The sequence below is a fragment of the Candidatus Ruthia endofausta genome, from assembly GCF_013342985.1.
GTDB lineage: Bacteria > Pseudomonadota > Gammaproteobacteria > PS1 > Pseudothioglobaceae > Ruthia > Ruthia endofausta.
The window spans coordinates 351,361-368,615 of sequence record NZ_CP054490.1 but is presented as its reverse complement, the minus strand read 5'-3'; the positions used below and the strand labels follow the sequence as shown (position 1 = coordinate 368,615).

The 17,255-nt window shown below is 36.2% G+C and carries 23 protein-coding genes and 1 pseudogene; 6 read left to right on the top strand and 18 right to left on the bottom strand.

Translation table 11 applies throughout. The annotated features are described in order from the left end of the window. Positions 1-68: 68 nt before the first annotated feature. From HUE58_RS01965 to HUE58_RS01950, 4 genes are all read right to left on the bottom strand, one after another. On the bottom strand, positions 69-215 hold the full coding sequence (locus tag HUE58_RS01965; RefSeq protein ID WP_174605397.1) for a hypothetical protein: 147 nt from the start codon (positions 213-215) through the stop codon (positions 69-71). A 74-nt stretch (positions 216-289) separates the two neighbouring features. After that, a complete protein-coding gene (locus HUE58_RS01960) occupies positions 290-478 on the bottom strand; it encodes an RHS repeat-associated core domain-containing protein (protein ID WP_174605396.1) in 189 nt (62 codons plus the stop codon). Between the two features lie 264 nt (positions 479-742). Further along, on the bottom strand, positions 743-901 hold the full coding sequence (locus tag HUE58_RS01955) for a c-type cytochrome (RefSeq protein WP_174605395.1): 159 nt from the start codon (positions 899-901) through the stop codon (positions 743-745). A 508-nt stretch (positions 902-1,409) separates the two neighbouring features. After that, positions 1,410-1,742, bottom strand: a complete 333-nt coding sequence (locus HUE58_RS01950; protein WP_174605394.1) for a cupredoxin domain-containing protein — start codon at positions 1,740-1,742, stop codon at positions 1,410-1,412. A 269-nt stretch (positions 1,743-2,011) separates the two neighbouring features. Between HUE58_RS01950 and HUE58_RS01945 the strand changes: the two genes are divergently transcribed. After that, on the top strand, positions 2,012-2,542 hold the full coding sequence (locus tag HUE58_RS01945; protein ID WP_174605393.1) for a DUF302 domain-containing protein: 531 nt from the start codon (positions 2,012-2,014) through the stop codon (positions 2,540-2,542). 25 nt (positions 2,543-2,567) lie between these two features. Here HUE58_RS01945 and HUE58_RS01940 read toward each other — a convergent pair whose 3' ends face one another. From HUE58_RS01940 to HUE58_RS07085, 11 genes and pseudogenes are all read right to left on the bottom strand, one after another. Continuing rightward, positions 2,568-2,747, bottom strand: a complete 180-nt coding sequence (locus HUE58_RS01940) for a helix-turn-helix domain-containing protein (protein ID WP_174605392.1) — start codon at positions 2,745-2,747, stop codon at positions 2,568-2,570. A gap of 176 nt (positions 2,748-2,923) precedes the next feature. Beyond that, complete coding sequence (locus HUE58_RS01935) at positions 2,924-3,082, bottom strand: hypothetical protein (protein WP_174605391.1); 159 nt, start codon at positions 3,080-3,082, stop codon at positions 2,924-2,926. 139 nt (positions 3,083-3,221) lie between these two features. After that, on the bottom strand, positions 3,222-4,523 hold the full coding sequence (locus HUE58_RS01930) for an NAD(P)/FAD-dependent oxidoreductase (RefSeq protein WP_174605390.1): 1,302 nt from the start codon (positions 4,521-4,523) through the stop codon (positions 3,222-3,224). Positions 4,524-4,672: 149 nt separating this feature from the next. Then, positions 4,673-4,873, bottom strand: coding sequence for a hypothetical protein (locus HUE58_RS01925; RefSeq protein ID WP_174605389.1), 201 nt, complete (start codon positions 4,871-4,873; stop codon positions 4,673-4,675). Positions 4,874-4,892: 19 nt separating this feature from the next. Next, positions 4,893-5,069, bottom strand: a complete 177-nt coding sequence (locus HUE58_RS01920) for a c-type cytochrome (RefSeq protein ID WP_174605388.1) — start codon at positions 5,067-5,069, stop codon at positions 4,893-4,895. 53 nt (positions 5,070-5,122) lie between these two features. Beyond that, positions 5,123-5,823: pseudogene (locus HUE58_RS01915) on the bottom strand (molybdopterin-dependent oxidoreductase); the annotation flags it as partial. A gap of 96 nt (positions 5,824-5,919) precedes the next feature. Continuing rightward, the gene (locus HUE58_RS01910) at positions 5,920-6,090 is read right to left on the bottom strand and encodes a hypothetical protein (protein ID WP_174605387.1); all 171 of its coding nucleotides are present in this window, start codon (positions 6,088-6,090) and stop codon (positions 5,920-5,922) included. A 293-nt stretch (positions 6,091-6,383) separates the two neighbouring features. After that, the gene (locus tag HUE58_RS06785) at positions 6,384-6,587 is read right to left on the bottom strand and encodes a hypothetical protein (protein WP_246260836.1); all 204 of its coding nucleotides are present in this window, start codon (positions 6,585-6,587) and stop codon (positions 6,384-6,386) included. 58 nt (positions 6,588-6,645) lie between these two features. Next, positions 6,646-6,798 (bottom strand): hypothetical protein, encoded by a 153-nt coding sequence (locus tag HUE58_RS06780; protein ID WP_246260835.1) that lies wholly within the window; start codon positions 6,796-6,798, stop codon positions 6,646-6,648. 411 nt (positions 6,799-7,209) lie between these two features. Then, positions 7,210-7,371: a hypothetical protein gene (locus tag HUE58_RS01900; protein ID WP_174605386.1), complete on the bottom strand. Its 162-nt coding sequence runs from the start codon at positions 7,369-7,371 to the stop codon at positions 7,210-7,212. A gap of 273 nt (positions 7,372-7,644) precedes the next feature. Continuing rightward, entirely contained in the window at positions 7,645-7,770 is a 126-nt protein-coding gene (locus tag HUE58_RS07085; protein ID WP_277998014.1) for a hypothetical protein, read from the bottom strand. A gap of 278 nt (positions 7,771-8,048) precedes the next feature. On the opposite strand from HUE58_RS07085, the gene pnp reads away from it, so the two are divergent. The 4 genes from pnp to HUE58_RS01885 all read left to right on the top strand — a co-directional run bounded on the left by pnp (position 8,049) and on the right by HUE58_RS01885 (position 12,300). Beyond that, entirely contained in the window at positions 8,049-10,145 is a 2,097-nt protein-coding gene (gene pnp / locus HUE58_RS01895) for a polyribonucleotide nucleotidyltransferase (protein ID WP_174605385.1), read from the top strand. A 141-nt stretch (positions 10,146-10,286) separates the two neighbouring features. Further along, positions 10,287-10,664, top strand: a complete 378-nt coding sequence (locus tag HUE58_RS01890) for an EamA family transporter (RefSeq protein ID WP_246260834.1) — start codon at positions 10,287-10,289, stop codon at positions 10,662-10,664. Between the two features lie 55 nt (positions 10,665-10,719). Further along, positions 10,720-10,827, top strand: a complete 108-nt coding sequence (locus HUE58_RS07300) for a hypothetical protein (protein WP_422851476.1) — start codon at positions 10,720-10,722, stop codon at positions 10,825-10,827. 999 nt (positions 10,828-11,826) lie between these two features. Beyond that, positions 11,827-12,300: a LysR family transcriptional regulator gene (locus HUE58_RS01885; protein ID WP_340689625.1), complete on the top strand. Its 474-nt coding sequence runs from the start codon at positions 11,827-11,829 to the stop codon at positions 12,298-12,300. A gap of 78 nt (positions 12,301-12,378) precedes the next feature. Here the strand turns inward: HUE58_RS01885 and HUE58_RS07295 are convergent, their stop codons facing one another. The 3 genes from HUE58_RS07295 to HUE58_RS01870 form a co-directional block, all read right to left on the bottom strand. After that, positions 12,379-12,498, bottom strand: coding sequence for a HopJ type III effector protein (locus HUE58_RS07295; RefSeq protein ID WP_422851480.1), 120 nt, complete (start codon positions 12,496-12,498; stop codon positions 12,379-12,381). 189 nt (positions 12,499-12,687) lie between these two features. Continuing rightward, a complete protein-coding gene (gene aceE, locus HUE58_RS01875; RefSeq protein ID WP_174605383.1) occupies positions 12,688-15,339 on the bottom strand; it encodes a pyruvate dehydrogenase (acetyl-transferring), homodimeric type in 2,652 nt (883 codons plus the stop codon). A gap of 104 nt (positions 15,340-15,443) precedes the next feature. Next, entirely contained in the window at positions 15,444-15,821 is a 378-nt protein-coding gene (locus HUE58_RS01870; protein WP_174605382.1) for a SoxR reducing system RseC family protein, read from the bottom strand. Positions 15,822-15,872: 51 nt separating this feature from the next. On the opposite strand from HUE58_RS01870, the gene HUE58_RS01865 reads away from it, so the two are divergent. After that, the gene (locus HUE58_RS01865; RefSeq protein ID WP_174605381.1) at positions 15,873-17,243 is read left to right on the top strand and encodes a phosphomannomutase/phosphoglucomutase; all 1,371 of its coding nucleotides are present in this window, start codon (positions 15,873-15,875) and stop codon (positions 17,241-17,243) included. The last annotated feature ends 12 nt before the right edge of the window (positions 17,244-17,255 follow it).

Here is a 17,255-nt window from a genome sequence, read left to right as displayed (position 1 = left end):
TGTTGCTGTAATAATGGTATCTGTAATTCTATTATCTGTTTTAGGTGTGTAGTCGCCTACCAAAGAGCCTACACACTCACCCTAAACCCATCTTTAAAATTTCCATCTAAGATTTGACTACTTGCCCCTTGAGCAAAGCCTATTTGTGCACCTTGGGTAATTGCGGTTAGTGTTTCACCAATTGCTCCAATAGCATCGCCTATTGAATTTGTCATAGTACCTACTGCATTAAAAATTGCAGAACCTACCTACCATACGGTAGAAATGACAGCAGTAACAACTTACACAACTATCTGTTGTAACTTTGTATATTATAAGGCGCTTGTACATGTGAATCTGTTGAAAGAAAATGCTCAATCTGCGGGTCATACACCCGACCGTTCATATGAATAAGTCCCATCTTATCAATATGCTCATGTCCTGAAAAGCCTCGGTTGGTGAGTTTTGGTGTGAATGATGATGAGTTGGCTATCGGCATAGATGAAGTATTTGGTTTGGGTTTTAATTGAGCTGTTGATTTGTTGAAACAGTTTTCCCACGTAGTTGCTGGTGATATCAGCGGTATTTGCTTGGTTTCTTTGAATTTGTTGAAACTGGTTCACTGAATGGTTTTGTCTTGATTTGGTTTGTACTGTCCAGTGGTTGCTATTGTATTTAACTTTGCTAAAGTTGTTAATCTCAGTAGGGTATTCTGAGTTAGCTTGTCCATTGTTGCTGGATATTACGATGAATCTTTGGCTGTCTAGGCAGTATCTGTCGTTACTGTCATAATTGATGCGGCCTTTGATGCCATATCTATATTGGTCAGTTTTTTAACTTTTTTAACCATTGTACCGTCACGCTTTTTATCTTTAAAGTCTTTTAATTGTTTGTATATATAAGTTGCAGGATGGCCTGCCACACCCACATCATCATCTTACCCGTTTTCGCCATGGCATTTATCGCACTTCATTGAAGCAGCTTTTAATTTGCCTTGAATGGCATCGCCCGCCTTAATGATTGCACGTGTTTCTCTGTCAAAAGCAACATAAGATGAAACCTATGCTTGTACAGATATCATAACAAATAAACTGCTTAATACTATTGTCAATAATTTCATAACTAAACTCTCCAAGGGATAACACCGACTAAGGCACCCGAGATAAAAAATAGGATACGCTGCTAACGACGGATAGAACGTAAACATAACTGAGACCTCCCCTATTAACAAAGGATGAGCTGCCAGAAAAACACCAAACAAAGTTAAATAAAAACCAAACCAAACCAATTTTGCACTTTATGGAAGTATATTAGCGCGTTCGAATACTTGGTAAACGCCCAAGATAGAAACAACAGTAAAAGCCAACAAACCGACCCAATAATTGCTAAGACTTAATTTATCTCCATTTTTATAACCCATTACTTTTCCATTATTGTTTCTCCGCTTCACTTATGATCAGTTTTGACCACATATAGTCATGGTCCAAACCACAAAATTCATTGCAAAATAGTGGATATTCACCTGCTTTAGTGAAGGTGATATTCACTGGCACTTCAATACGTTGTGGATAAAACCCATATCTTGCTGCTACCATCTGCATTTTGTTTAACCCTAAATTATCCTCACTAAATTCCCCGCCTAAATGCAGAGGCTTAGAATCAATTTTTTCTACGTTACTTGGTGGATAAATATTGAAGCTAACTGCTGAAAATGTTAATAAAGCAACAATGCCAATGGTCATACCACCGAGAGATAAATCCATTTTTTTCTGTGTTATCTATATGCATAACAAACTCCTAATTAATAGATCCACGACTTAAAAAAGTAAATAAAAGAAAAGCCAGCCAGCCAGCAATAAAGAATACTGCATAAGCTAACAATAGTGCATAAGTTCCACTAGGTTTAGCGTGTAATATTTGATCTTGTGTCATTTATGAATCAGACATTTATCTCCCCCGTATGTTTATAATTGGTAAGAATTTTATTAAATTAAGCACTATAAAATTAAACTAAAAATTTAACAAGTTAACAATGATTAAAAAATACCTTATATTTGTATTATTTATCCTATTGTCAGGCACAATAAGTGCTAATATCTTTGTTGAACACATTGTGGAAAATGATTTTTTTGAAGTGAGAGACGATATTACTTTTGCCATCACGGGACAAGGTCTGGTGATTGCTCATCGTTCTGATGTTGCTACTATGCTTAACCGAATTAGTAAAGATTTGGCACAACAAGCAATAAGCATGATGAGATTTGCAATGCCGAATCCATTAAGAAACTCCTTCAATACTAGAAAAACACTTTACAGGCATGGTGTAGTTATTGAGTTTTGTAGCGCTTCTTTGTCGGCAGAAACCACTGCTGCTGATCCTAATAACATTCTACTTTGCCCTTTTTCAATTGCTATTTTTCAACTAAATAGCGAACCTAATCAGGTGCACGTGAGTTACTTACGCCTAAGCCAATTGGCTGATAAAAATAATCAAAAATCAATTCATGCTTTAAAAGCAGTAGAGGATGTTTTGGAAGATATTATACAAGATGCTTTGTATTAAGGAGATTCTAAAAGCCACAAAATAATTAACTAAAATGGTGAAAAGGATCTTTAATTAAACCAATGTCAAATTGCCCAATTTCAGAAAGTCGTTCTTCATTAATTATCTTAAGTTTTCTATGCCCGCAACTGATTAAACCTTCATCTTTAAAAGTTGCAATAATTCTATTAATGTGCATTTTGGTTAGCCCTAAAGTATCGCCCATATCAGCTTGATTGAGCGGAAAAAAGTGAAGTTAAACTCCTTAGGAGATTGTACTCTAATACGCGAATATAACTCCATAATCAAATAAGCCAACCCTTCTATGGTGCTTTTTTGTCCTAAATTAAGCAAACGTTGAGAGCAGCTAGAATATAAAGTAAAAGCGTAATCAATTCTATTTTATTCTCGATGTAAAACTTCACCTGCTGAGAAATAACAATGCTTATCACGATATTTTTGGGTGAGACGAACATTTTTCTCATCAACTGAGCCAAACAAAGCACGTGATCTAACTGTATAACTAGAGCAACTGGTATCTTTTAAAAGTTTAGTTATCATATCCTTTTATCAATAATCCTGTTTATTACAGGCGGAACTATAGTATAAAAAGCGCCCGAGGAAGGGAAAGACATAAAGCCTCAATCTAATTACAGTAAAAATATACTTTTCTTTGTAATCAAGCTAAAGCAAAAACTAATTAACTAAACGCATCGTTAGTAATATTATTAAACCAAGTATGTCCATATTCTACTTCTCGCTCTCGAAGCTTAAGATTAAACTCAACTGGTATCAAATCATCTGAGTCTTTAACTTTAACAATTTTACCATTTTGATACTTGTACACCATTGCTACAGAAATACCATCTCCTGGTGCAATAACACTATAACAAGTGTTGACATAAGAAGAATCTGGTATTTTATTACCACTTAGTAATGCCACTATTGCTGCTGCACATATTTTTGCCTCTGAATTGGCAGCATAGCCCGATTTAGGCATAGGGCTAGCAATTGATGCATCGCCAATCACGTGAATATTTTTATGAATAGTCGACTCAAACGTATTACCTTGAACTGGGCACCAGCCACTACTGTTAGTTAATCCAGCAGTAAAAGCAATCTTTCCTGCCTTTTGCGCTGGAATAATATTAATAACATCGCCTTTAAACTCATCAAATTCACCTGAAACACTCATATTAGCCACATCAACCGCTTCAACCGCACCACCTTTGTAAGCAGGAATCCATTCAATTATACTGTTATCAGTGCCATAGCCATAATGTCTTTTCCAACCACCTGTAAACAAACCGAACTTAGAAAATTTATCCTTAGAATCTAGAATTAGAATTTTAGACTTGGGCTTGTTGTGCTTTAAATAATGCGCTATCTGTGCAGCACGCTCATAAGGACCTGGAGGACAACGAAAAGGATTAGGTGGTGCTGCAATAATAACGGTACCGCCATCTCTCATAGAATGTAGTTGGTTATGCAACATCTCTGTTTGTGAGCCAGCTATCCAAGCGTGTGGAATCCTAGTATTAGCCATTTGAGCGTTATAGCCATCAATAGCTTCCCATCTAAAATCAATACCTGGAGAGACAATTAAACGATCATAGGCAAACTTCTTTCCATTTACCGTTCTAACACCTCTTTTATTTTCATCAATAGAGGTGGCTGTATCAACCACTACTTGAACGCCATGCTTGCGCAAGCCACTATAGCTAAAAGTAATTGAGGTCATGTGTCTTTCACCACTCACCACTTCATTACTAGCAAAACCAGTATAGTAATTTTTATTTGCTGTAATTAAAGTAACTTTAATAGACTTATCCATCATACGCATATATTTAGCAGCCGTTGCACCACCCATGCCACCACCAATAATAACGACTTTCTTTGAAGCGCCACCAATAGCAAACGGGGTGTATAAAGCAGCTGTTGTAGCAACACCACTTGCACCTACTATTTTTAAGAAATTTCTTCTGTTGTGTTTATTGCTCATTATCATTCTCCTTTGCTATAATAGTTCACTAATTTGTCAAACGTTTTAGCATCTCTTCTTAGCATTTTTTTTGATTTTTTTTCTTCATCTCGCGTGAATCATCATGAAAATCTACCAAAGAATATTTCATAAAAGTGCTGCATTTCCAGCTAATAATCCAGCCTCATCATCAGTGATTGTGCCACCTTCTGAATGACAACTAGACAATACTTTTTGTGCAACTTTTTACCCACTTTTGTCTTTGTATTATCATAATTCTGCTTGCCAATACTATGCATTTCTTGCTCGATGAAAAATTCACCCATTAATTCAAACTCTTTATCATTATAACCTTTATCGATTCGATTCATAATGGTTGAGCTTCTTTCATCATTTTTTATAAGCCTGCATCGCTTCAACCAAATAATCTTTTGATAAATCTACTAAAGAGGGAATTAGAGGGCCATTACTCGCACCATTAGCACCATAACAACCTGCACAAGTGTAGCTTAACATTTGCGCATTTGGCATGGCCATTACCTGTGTTCCTACTGCTAATCCAATCACAAATAGCGTAGATTTAATACTTGTTCTACCATTGCTTTGGACCTTCTAAATTGAAAACAACGACACTCCTCAAACAGTCCTTTTTGGATATAAAAACCAAAGTCATTCATTTCTTGATTTTTATAAGTGTTTTCCTGACTGTCGCTAATGTCTTTTTTAGAAAATTTATCCACCTGATTGTTGGCATACAGCACTCCATATAAAGTTTTACCTTTGTATTTTGGGTTTTTTGTTAATACTTCTTTACTCCAAACTTCATCTATTTTAAAGCGTTTTGAAAATTCAATCAGTTGCCATAAATCTGATTATGCCTCACCCGGTGCATCTACTTGTTGACGTTAAAATTGAGTGCGCCTTTCAACATTACCATAAGCACTTTTTTTCTACCCACATTGCCGTAGATAAAATTAAATCAGCCGCTTGTGTTGAAACAGTATGATAGGGAGCTGACACCACAATAAAATTAGCTGGATTGCGCCAACCAGGTAGTATTTCGTCATTGATATTTGGACTTGCTTGCATGTTATTATTACACATCACCCAATACGCATTTAACTTGCCATCTTTAAGCATTCTGCTTTGCAAAATAGCATGGTAGCCTTTTTTACCAGAAATGATTTCTGCGGATAATTTCCATATCTTTCCAGCAAACTAACCTATATGATTTTTTCATAACGACATAATCTGTAAGCGAACGATGTACAAAAGTACCCACTTCTCTTGCTGTTCCACAAGCAGAAGACTGGCCTGTTAATCATTTTCTTTGTTGGATTGCTTAATGGCAGCTTTAAATTTATCTGCCATAATGTCAAAAGTCTCATCTCATGATACGGCTTCAAATTGGCCGTTTTTAATACTTACCATTTGTTTTTCTGAGTAGTAGCTGGGTTAAACGCTCCTTACCGTACATAATTTTTAAAAGAAAATAACCCTTGGTTGTGCAATTAAGACCTTTATTAACTGGCGCATTAAGGTCACCTTGTGAAGCAAAACTGAACAACGACAAGAGGTTTTCTCCCATCTCACCTCATCTTTACTTACGTTGGCAAGTGTAATGTCCGGTATTGTCACCCCAGCAGTTGTGGCAGTGGCTGTGTTATTGCGCTATTTTTTATAAACGTTCTCCTTATAATGCTCATTTATTTACTCTCCTCAAAAAATACCAATATTAATTAAAGACGATAGCAGCTTTAAATCATTAGCAATCAACTTTCATTAACATAGATTGTTTTTATGTTTTATTTAATGGTGTTTTTAAAGCGACTGGTAAAACCAAAAACATTAGGTTCACAAATATTAATACAGCGACCACAATTAGTACAATGACCATTTAATATAATACTGCTTGTATTGCCCAGGCTTAATCACTTGTGACTCTGGACAAACCGCAAAATGCTCCAAACAATCTGTACAATTTTCTCTTGCCAATGCATTAACGCGTAATAATGATCTTCTGCCAAGCAAACTATAAAATGCATCAACTGGACATAAACGAGAACACCAAGCATTCTTAAGCATCAATAATGCTGTAAAACAATAACACAATCAGCGCACCTATTGGGTGCAAGTGAATGACCTACAAATAAGGATTGTAAAACACATAAGGGTCGGTTAATGGCACAACATTTAGCGTTAAACTTGAACTTAAATTACCCTTAACAATCCAGACATCAAACCAAGGACCTAGTAAAAATAACAACAAAATGCCAATTTGACTAGAACGGCACAATATCAGATATTTGTTAGCCCCAAATCAGTCTTTGGAGGGCTCGTGCATCTAGACCTATTTTTTACAAATATTGGGTTGTTTCATGATTTTTTGAAAATACGCTTAATCATCAATATCAAACAAGCCTTTGCCGTTGTAATCATACTCTTTACCTTTGGACAAGTTATAATGTTCTTGGCGTTACCCATTACAAGTTTGACTGGTAAGACTTTAATAACAGCCTCTTCCATGATACAAGCTTGTTCACACTTGTCATAACCGGTGCAGCTATCATAAGTGCACAACTGGACATAAACAATGCATATTTGCCACTGCGTCCATTGTGTTTTATCTCAATAGTGATGGCCTTACTTTGGGCAGGATAAACATTAAAGCACACCTCGCAACGGCAAGCCTTGATAAGCAATACGATCATTGAGTGTCTACAATTCTAGCCAATCTCATTTGGGCGTCATTAATACTGGTTAACTGCTTACTTAATGCGTCTGTTGGACAAGCAACCACACAAAGAATATCCTCATACATTTCACAAGCGACTTTTCTAGTAGTAAAAAAGGCGTGCCAAGGCGACATTGTCTTTTAATATTGCCAAACTTAACGTAGGATAAGGATAGTCATTAACGCACAAACCACAACGAATGCAAGCTGTATTAAATTCATCCTCAGCCAAAGCAACCTGATGGACGTATGACTGTTGCTGGTAAAGAATAACTAACAAGACCTGTAGCAACGAGTGCAGTACTGGTTTTGCCGAGCGAGCTAAATTTAATAAAAATTGCCTTCGTGAAAAAGTCATTATTGATACCTAAAGCGACTCTGAATGTTGATAATCTGCGTTCGCGTGTTCTACTCTATTGGTAGTTGTTTAATTTCATTGAGTTGTTGTATTAACACCTCTTTTAGTAGCACTTTTGCTTGATTTTTAAGTACTTGCACCAACACCCCCTCAAATATCAATGTTATTTTTTTCATTCACACCATCTCGTAAGAGAAAATTCAGGGTTTGGTTATATAAAAAATAATTCAATTCAAAAACACTAGTAAATAGTTCAATATTAAATTATGCCACATTTTGTCGTGGGTATAATGACCTCATTTTATGGTTTAATCTAAGTTTAAGTTTTATCTAAAATATGTTCACTATTAGGCAAAGGAAAAATTTGTTTATTTCACTACTTAGAATATATTTCAAATAAAGCTTATTGGATTCAAAGCATAAACTTCTTCTTAATTTTTCTTTGGAGGTTTTCATGGACATGAATATCAAAACAAAAAGCTTTGTCATGGGCAAGCACACAATTACATTAGAAACAGGCCGTATTGCCAGACAAGCACATGGTGCAGTACTGGCAAGTATGGATGACACGCAAGTACTGGTAACCGTTGTTGGTTCTAAAAAAATGAGTCCTGGGCAAGATTTTTTCCCGCTGTCTGTTGATTATGTTGAAAAAACTTATGCAGCTGGCAAAATTCCTGGCGGCTTCCTAAAGCGTGAAGCAAGGCCTAGCGAAAAAGAAACGCTAACTTCTAGACTAATTGACCGCCCTATTCGCCCCTTATTTCCAAATGGCTTCATGAACGAAGTGCAAGTGCTTATTACAGTTATCTCTGCAAACTCCGAGGTTGACCCAGATATTATTTCAATGTTAGGTGTATCTGCTGCATTGAGCATTTCAGGCGTGCCATTTAACGGACCAATTGGTGGTGCCCGTGTTGGTTATTCTAAGGGGGGTGAATACATCCTTAATCCAACTTACACTGAACTGGCTGATTCAGATTTAGACATGGTGGTTGCAGGCACTGATGAGGCGGTACTGATAGTTGAATCAGAAGCCAACGAACTTTCTGAAGAGATTATGCTAGGTGCGATTATGTATGCACATGAACAATATCAAGTTGCCATTAGCAATATTGCTGAGTTCGTTGCACAAGTTGGTATGCAGAAATGGGATTGGGAAGCGCCTATAACTAACGAGGTTTTATTAAGTGACATCAAATCACAATTTGGTGAGCAGATTAATGAAGCCTACCAAATTAAGGAAAAACTTGACCGTTATGCCAAAGTTGGTGAAATCAAAGCAGTTGCAATTGAAGCATTGGCAAATGAAGATGAGAATGGAAATTCTATTGAAGAAGTTAGTAAATACTTTAAGAAAATTGAGAGATTAACTGTACGTGAACGTATCTTAAATAACGATCCACGCATCGATGGTCGTGACAATGAAACTGTTCGCGAGTTAAAAATCGAAACAGGCGTTTTAGAAAATACACATGGTTCTGCTTTGTTTACTCGTGGTGAAACGCAAGCTTTAGTGGTAACCACACTAGGGTCTAAACGTGAAGCTCAGTTGATTGAAAAATTAGAATCTTCTGAACGTCAAAATGATTACTTTTTACTACATTACAACTTCCCACCATACTGCGTAGGTGAAACTGGTCATGTAGGCACCACCAAACGTCGTGAAATCGGCCATGGTCGTTTAGCACGTCGTGGTATTGCCGCCTGTTTGCCTTCAATTGAAGAGTTTCCATACACAGTTCGTGTGGTATCAGAAATTACTGAATCTAATGGTTCTAGCTCTATGGCCAGTGTTTGTGGTTCATCACTATCATTAATGGATGCAGGTGTGCCAATCAAAGCGCCAGTTGCTGGTATCGCCATGGGTTTGGTTAAAGAAGGTGATAGATTTACCGTATTAACTGACATTTTAGGCGATGAGGATCACTTAGGTGATATGGACTTTAAAGTAGCAGGCACATCACGTGGTGTCAATGCATTACAAATGGACATTAAAATCCAAGGCATCACCCGCGAGATTATGGAGATTTCTTTAAAGCAAGCCAAAGAAGCAAGATTGAATATTTTAGGGCAAATGAATCAAGTTATTTGCGAACCTAATATGTCAAACAAAAATGCACCTAAAACTGCCGTTATTAAAATTCAAACTGATAAGATTCGTGATTTGATTGGCAAAGGTGGGGAAAGTATTAAAGATATTATTTCGATTTCTGGCGCTAGTGTTGATGTGGATGGCAGTGGCAATGTTAATATTTTTGCCAATAATCAAAAATCCTTTGACACAGCGGTGAAAATGGTAAAAGAGGTCACTGCTACACCTGAAGTAGATAAAGTTTATACGGGCAAAGTTGTTAAAATTGTTGAATTTGGTGCTTTTATTAATATCATGCCTAACCAAGATGGCTTGCTACATATCTCTGAAATCGCTCATGAGCGTGTTGAAAAAGTAGAAAATCATCTTAAAGAAGGTGACGAAATTGATGTCAAGGTGTTAGGCGTAGACAGAGGCCGCATTAAATTATCTCATAAAGTATTATTAGAAAAATAATTTAAAAACCAATGAGTTGCATAGAGCCCCAATGGGTGGCTTTTTTTATGAAAAGAGTATTATCATGCAAATAATTTTAGTCTTTCTTACTTATCGGTGGTGGCTATTTGTTCAATCACGCTTTTGGCTATTGTTTGGTCAATGCTAGGTTCAAACTTTAATTTTAGTGTCGCCTTAAGAATGTTAATTGGACTAATTATTTGTTTATTATTACTATTGATTAAAAAACAAAAATTGACACTCACTCGCTTGGCAATTTGCAATTATCTTTATGCTGGAATTGGTATATTTATTACCATGAGCTTGGTTTATCATGGCTCACAAGATATTTCATCTGGCATTATTTCAATTATATTTGGATTAACGCCAATTATTACTGGCGTATTTGTGTTATTACTTAACTCAACACTTAATCATGAAATCTTAACTAATGTGCAATTAAGTGGTATTATCATTCTTGTATTGATTGGTCTTGGTGTTTATGAATATGGCGGGAAAGTGTTGTGGATAAAAAAATAATAGAATTAGAAGAGAAATTAGTCCATCTTGAGATATCATTGAAGCGTTAAACAATGTGGTATTTCGACAAACTCAAAAAATTGATGAATTGGAAGAAATACTTAAACATTTATCCATGAAAATTAGGCAATCCAATGACATATTCAAGAGAGTCATCATATAACAACCAATAGCCAGCCGCTGTATTATTAACACCTAATATATTTAGTATCAAGTGAGATAAACAAAATAGCAATTGAGATCAGTATTAGTGGTTTGATGATTTTATCTCCGCTCTTAAGGTCTCATATGGCTACCGATATAATTATCAGTGATTGTTTGCCAAAACCATTAGTAGACCTATCAAAAATGCCATTTTTTCAGCTATAAAAAACACCACGAATGCGCCTATATTGGATGCTAAATTAAAAATTTTCGAAGTAGCTGATGATGCTGCCACTAGCGGCATGTGAATTAAAAAATGAAAAATCAAAATTAGCATACTTACCTGTACCCGGGCCAAAAAAATCATCATAAAAAGCAACAGCAAAGCAACAGCAAAGCAACAGCAAAGCAACAGCAAAGCAACAGCAATACTACCATAATGTCTTTTCGATTAGATTGATACGTAATATTGTTGTCTTTTTTAGGCATAAAAGAAAAAAATGATTTTTCCAACTAGAGCTTCATCAATCGCTAAAATTAACACGCCAATTAATAAATAATCAGCCAATAACGAACCCTTAAAAACATTTTTATTCAAATAAATTCATTTAAAAAAATAATTATATAACCAAGTAGTATTTTTACAAACGATAAAAACTTATCTCTAACATAAGATATACTTATATTAAATGGAGTCAAAAATACCTTTACTCAAATAATCTTTATACTTTTAATATTGTCGCTAAGTATCTGAGTATTTCTAATGCTGCATAGGAGCTTTCAATTACTCAAGCAGCGCTTCGAGTTTGATTTATTTGTGAGAGTACATCAAGGGCTTCGTCTCACCCTACAAGGACTAGCTTTGGGTAAAATCCAAAATACGTTAACTGAGTTAAGCCGAAATAATGAAAAAAGCGTCTTAACTATTAGCATATTATCCTCATTAGCAATCAAATAGCTCATTCCGTATTTAAATGATTTTAATCAAAAATACCCTAATATTCATATTAATACCCATTTGGGTTTGAGTAATTTTATCCATAATGATTTAAGTGTTCATTATGGATACCAGTCTAAAAATAGTTTATTGGCAAAATTATTAATGTATGAAGATATCTTTCTAGTTACCAGTCCTAAGCTATTAGATGGGAAATATAGATTTAATAAAATCAATGACCTTAAACATTACACCTTATTGTATAATTCAGTTGATTGTCATTTTGAAGTATATGGCACCTCACTTGAAACACGCTGGAAAGATTTTTCCGAGTTACTTAATGTTGACATTAGTAACAACAAATCACTCACTTTTAATCAAGCGTATTTGGTGCTACAAGCACCAATCATGGGAACAAGGCAAGGCGTGACAATTACTAGAAGTGTTTTGATGACTGATAATTTGGCATCTGCCCAATTGATTTGGATTTACCCAAGCTATAGCGTTCAATCACCCGGCTATCATTTAGCTTATCCCAAAGCACACAAAAAATAAAAGAATATTCAGTTGTTTGAACTCTCCTGTGTTGTCTATTTGCGATTCAACACAGGAGAGTAAAAAGTCAATCTATCCTCAGCTATAAGTAATAAAGTTACGAATATTACTATGTGAGTTGCCATTTGGAGTGCTAAGTACTTCTTGATAGTATTGAGAAAAACAATAGAACGTTTCTAGTAGTGTTAATTGGTGAATGACAGGGAAGCAGAACAGCTTGGCACTGCTTTAATTTTCACCTACTGCGTTTTTTAATTCACCATTAGTAAACGCAGTAGGTGTGTATAATCATCATTAATTAGCGTTATTAAGTCTTCAAATTTCATGATTGCACCTTATTTTAATTCTGTTAGGTACTTCCTCATTTCTCCTGTCCTAGTTTAAAATTTATACCGTCATTGGATTGGGTTTGTTAATATTGAGCTTATATTTTTCAATCGCTTTTGTAACAATTGAGATTTCAATTTCACCTTCATCTGCAAGTGATTTTAATGTTGCTATCGTTACATATCTAGCATCAACTTCAAAAAATTCTCTAAGTGCAGCTCTTGAATCAGAGCGTCCAAAACCATCTGTGCCTAACACTTCATATCGATGAGGTATATACTTACGCACCTGCTCGGCAAAATTGCGCATGTAATCAGTTGCTACAATGACTGGACCTTTGGCATTTTCTAAACATTTTGTAATATAGGGCACTTGTGCAATACCGGTTGTATTAAAACGATTCACCCTATCAATGGCTTGTGCTTCACGTGTTAATTCGTTAAAACTTGTCACCGACCAAATACTGGATTTTATATCCCAATCATCAGCCAACATCTGTGCGGCTTTTTCCACTTCTCTTAAAATGGTTCCAGAGCCCATTAACTGTACTTGTGTAGTGCTTTTACCAATGACACTTAGTTTATACATGCCTTTAATAATACCTTTTTCAGTATTTCTGGGCATTTCTGGATGGGTGTATAATTCATTCATTGTGGTGATGTAATAGAAAATATTTTCATGTTTTTCATACATTCTATAAAGCCCAGAACGAATAATAACCGTTAATTCGTAGCTATAAGTTGGATCATAAGAAACACAATTTGGAATTGTATTTGCCAGCAATTGAGAATCACCATCTTGATGCTGCAAACCCTCACCATTAAGTGTTGTACGCCCTGCTGTACCGCCAATTAAAAAGCCTTTGGCTTGCATGTCCCCTGCTGCCCAAGCTAAATCCCCCACGCGTTGGAAACCAAATTTTGAATAATAAATATAAAACGGAATCATGGTGGTGTTATGCGTTGCATAAGCTGTAGCTGCAGCAATCCAATTAGAAATTGCGCCAGCTTCATTAATACCTTCCTGCAAGACTTGACCTTTTTTATCTTCCTTGTACCACATGACCTTGTCTGAATCTTCAGGCTGATAAAGTTGTCCAGAAGCAGAATAAATACCCAATTGTCTAAACAAGCCTTCCATACCAAAAGTACGCGCTTCATCAGGAATAATGGGTACAATTTTAGGGCCTAATTGCTTATCTCGAACCAGTAACGTCATCACTCTATTAAATACCATTGTGGTTGACATTTCACGATCACCACTAGATTTGAGTAGTACTTCAAACATACTCAACTCAGGTATTTTTATTTGTTCTAAGTCAAATGCACGTATTGGCAATGAGCCACCCAGTTTCTCACGTCTAGCCCGCATATAAACCATTTCTTCACTATCAGGTGCTGGCTTGTAAAAATTCAAGGCTTTAACATCTTCTTCAGTAACTGGCACATCAAAACGTTTGGCAAAAATTTCAACTTGTTTGAGTCCTAGTTTCTTCTGAGAATGCGTGGTATTTTGACCCTCTCCTGCCTCACCCATACCATAACCTTTAACAGTTTTAGCCAAAATAACTGTTGGTTTATCATGACATGCTTTGGCTGCATGATAAGCTTGAAATACCTTATAAGGATCATGACCACCACGATTAAGATGATAAATTTCATCATCACTCATGTGCTCAACCATAGCTAATAATTCAGGATACTTACCAAAAAAATGCTTACGTACATAGGCACCATCTTTGGCTTTATAAGCCTGATATTCACCATCCACGACTTCTTCCATGCGTTTTTTTAAAAGCCCTTGAGTATCCTTAGTAAATAATGCATCCCACTTACCACCCCAAATAACCTTAATCACATGCCAACCTGCACCACGAAACATGCCTTCCAACTCTTGAATGATTTTGCCATTACCACGCACAGGCCCATCAAGACGCTGAAGATTACAATTAATAACAAAAATAAGATTGTCTAACTTTTCACGGCCTGCCATTGAAATAGCACCTAATGATTCTGGCTCATCAGTTTCGCCATCGCCTAAATATGCCCAAACAGTTCGCTTGTCAGTTTGTCTAATTTCACGGTGATGAAGATATTTCATAAACCGCGCTTGATAAATTGCCATAATCGGCCCTAATCCCATTGACACTGTTGGGAATTGCCAAAAATCTGGCATTAACCATGGGTGTGGATAAGAAGATAATCCCTCCTTTCCAACCTCTTGACGGAACTTCAACATTTGTGCTTCAGTCAAGCGACCTTCTAAATAAGCACGAGAATAAATACCTGGCGAAATATGTCCTTGAAAAAAAATTAAATCTGCACCTTGATCAGCGTCAGGACCACGATAAAAATGGTTAAAACCAACTTCATACAAAGTCGCACTTGATGCAAATGAAGCAATATGCCCACCTAAGTCATATGGTAATTGATTGGCTCTCACAACCATGACCATTGCATTCCAACGAATAATGGCTGAAATTCTCTCTTCAATGTCTACATTAATGTCTGTTGCTACTTCTTTTTCTTTGGCAATACTGTTGAGATAAGAGGTATTAACACCCGTTGGTAAATCCATACCCTCATGATGTGCCATGTCCATTAGTTGATTTAATAAGAATTTAGCACGATCATCACCTTCAATACGAGCAACAGATTTAAAAGCTTCTAACCATTCTTGGGTTTCTAAAGGATCGATGTCCTGACCTTGCATAATTTAAGAATTTATATTAAATAAATGGGTTAATTATCCATAAATTAACGAAACATAAGTATTTTTCTAAAAAGAAAATAGCCGTTTGAATTATGTAAAAATCTTTATTTAACAAACCATCGACAACCAAATAACGCTACAATAAAGCCAGCACCTGAAAACAAAATATGCCAGAACTCTTGTTGAGGAAAAAGCACCATACCAATAGCACCACCTAAAAATAAGGCTAATATCGGAGCAATATAAAGCATAAATGCACGTAAGAATAATTCACTTAAGGGAATTTCTAATGTCACAAAATCACCCACTGACACACCGCTTTGATATGGCTTATTAAAAATAGAATAATGATTAAAATAATTGGCCAATATACCTGTGCCACAGCCACTATTTGCTTCACAACTATGACAACCACCTGAATGATTAACTTCAAGCGTCATAATCTCATTGTCAATTTCAATAACTTTAAACTGTTCTTTCATTTGATTAAACTTTGTGTTTAAAATAAACCTTTTACGCTATTTTATCAAATTATGAGCATTCCTCAGTCAATCTTTAAAGCTTACGACATTCGTGGCGCTGTTAAGCAAGATTTAACCCTTGAAAATGTCAAACTCATCGGCCTAGCAATTGGTAGTGAATCCATTGCCAAAGGTGAACGTGGTGTTGTTGTTGGTCGTGATAGTCGTCTAAGTGGTGTGGATTTGATGCAAGCTTTAAAAGCAGGTCTTCAAGAAAGCGGTTGTCATATTGTGGATATTGGCATGGTGCCAACCCCTTTGGTCTATTTTGCAACGCATACTAAAGCCAGTACCTCAGGCGTGATGATTACAGGCTCACACAATCCACCAGAGTATAACGGCTTTAAAATCATGATTGCAAGTGAGACACTCTCGGGTGAGCGTATTCAGGCACTTTATCAGCGCATTCAGATTGGTGATTTCTCTTCAGGTCATGGCACTTCAACTAAGGTGGATATTGAACAAGATTATATTGAGCACATCACTCGTGATGTTAAATTAGATAAACCACTTCATATTGTTGTTGATGCAGGCAATGGTGTTGTAGGTAACATTGCACCAAAACTATTTGAGCAACTAGGCGCTAAAGTAACAAAATTATTTTGCTTAGTTGGTGGCAATTTCCCCAACCATCACCCTGATCCTTCTAAGCTTCATAACCTTGAAGATCTTATTAAAGAAGTTAAAAGCACAGATGCAGATATGGGTTTTGCCTTTGATGGTGATGGCGACCGACTAGGTTTAATTGACAATAAAGGTAACGTAATTTGGGCTGATAGACAAATGATACTGTACTCAAGAGACATTCTCAAACGCAATCAAGGTGCTAAAATTGTCTTTGATGTTAAGTGCTCATCACTACTACCCAGAGACATTGTTCAGTATGGTGGCGAAGCAATTATGTCACGCACAGGTCATAGTTTTATTAAAGCCAAATTAAAAGAAACTGGCGCAGCACTTGGCGGTGAAATGAGTGGACATGTCTTTTTTAAAGAACGCTGGTATGGGTTTGACGATGCTTTATATACAGGCTCACGCCTACTAGAAATCTTATCAAAAACTGATAAAACTTGTGCACAGGTATTCGATGACTTGCCAAATAACATTAACACACCTGAAATTAATATCCACTTTAATCGGCAAGGTCAGCAATTTGCTGCCATGAATAAATTAGCTGAAAATATTGATTTCCCTAATGCAAAAATTACTATCATTGATGGCGTGCGCGTAGATTATGACAACGGCTGGGGGCTAGTCCGTCCTTCTAACACTACACCATGTTTGGTGTTGCGCTTTGAAGCAGATGATGAGAAAATCTTAAATGAAATTCAAGAAAAATTTAAAGTATGGCTAAAGGGTAATGATATTGCTACTGACTTTTAGTTAATACATGCC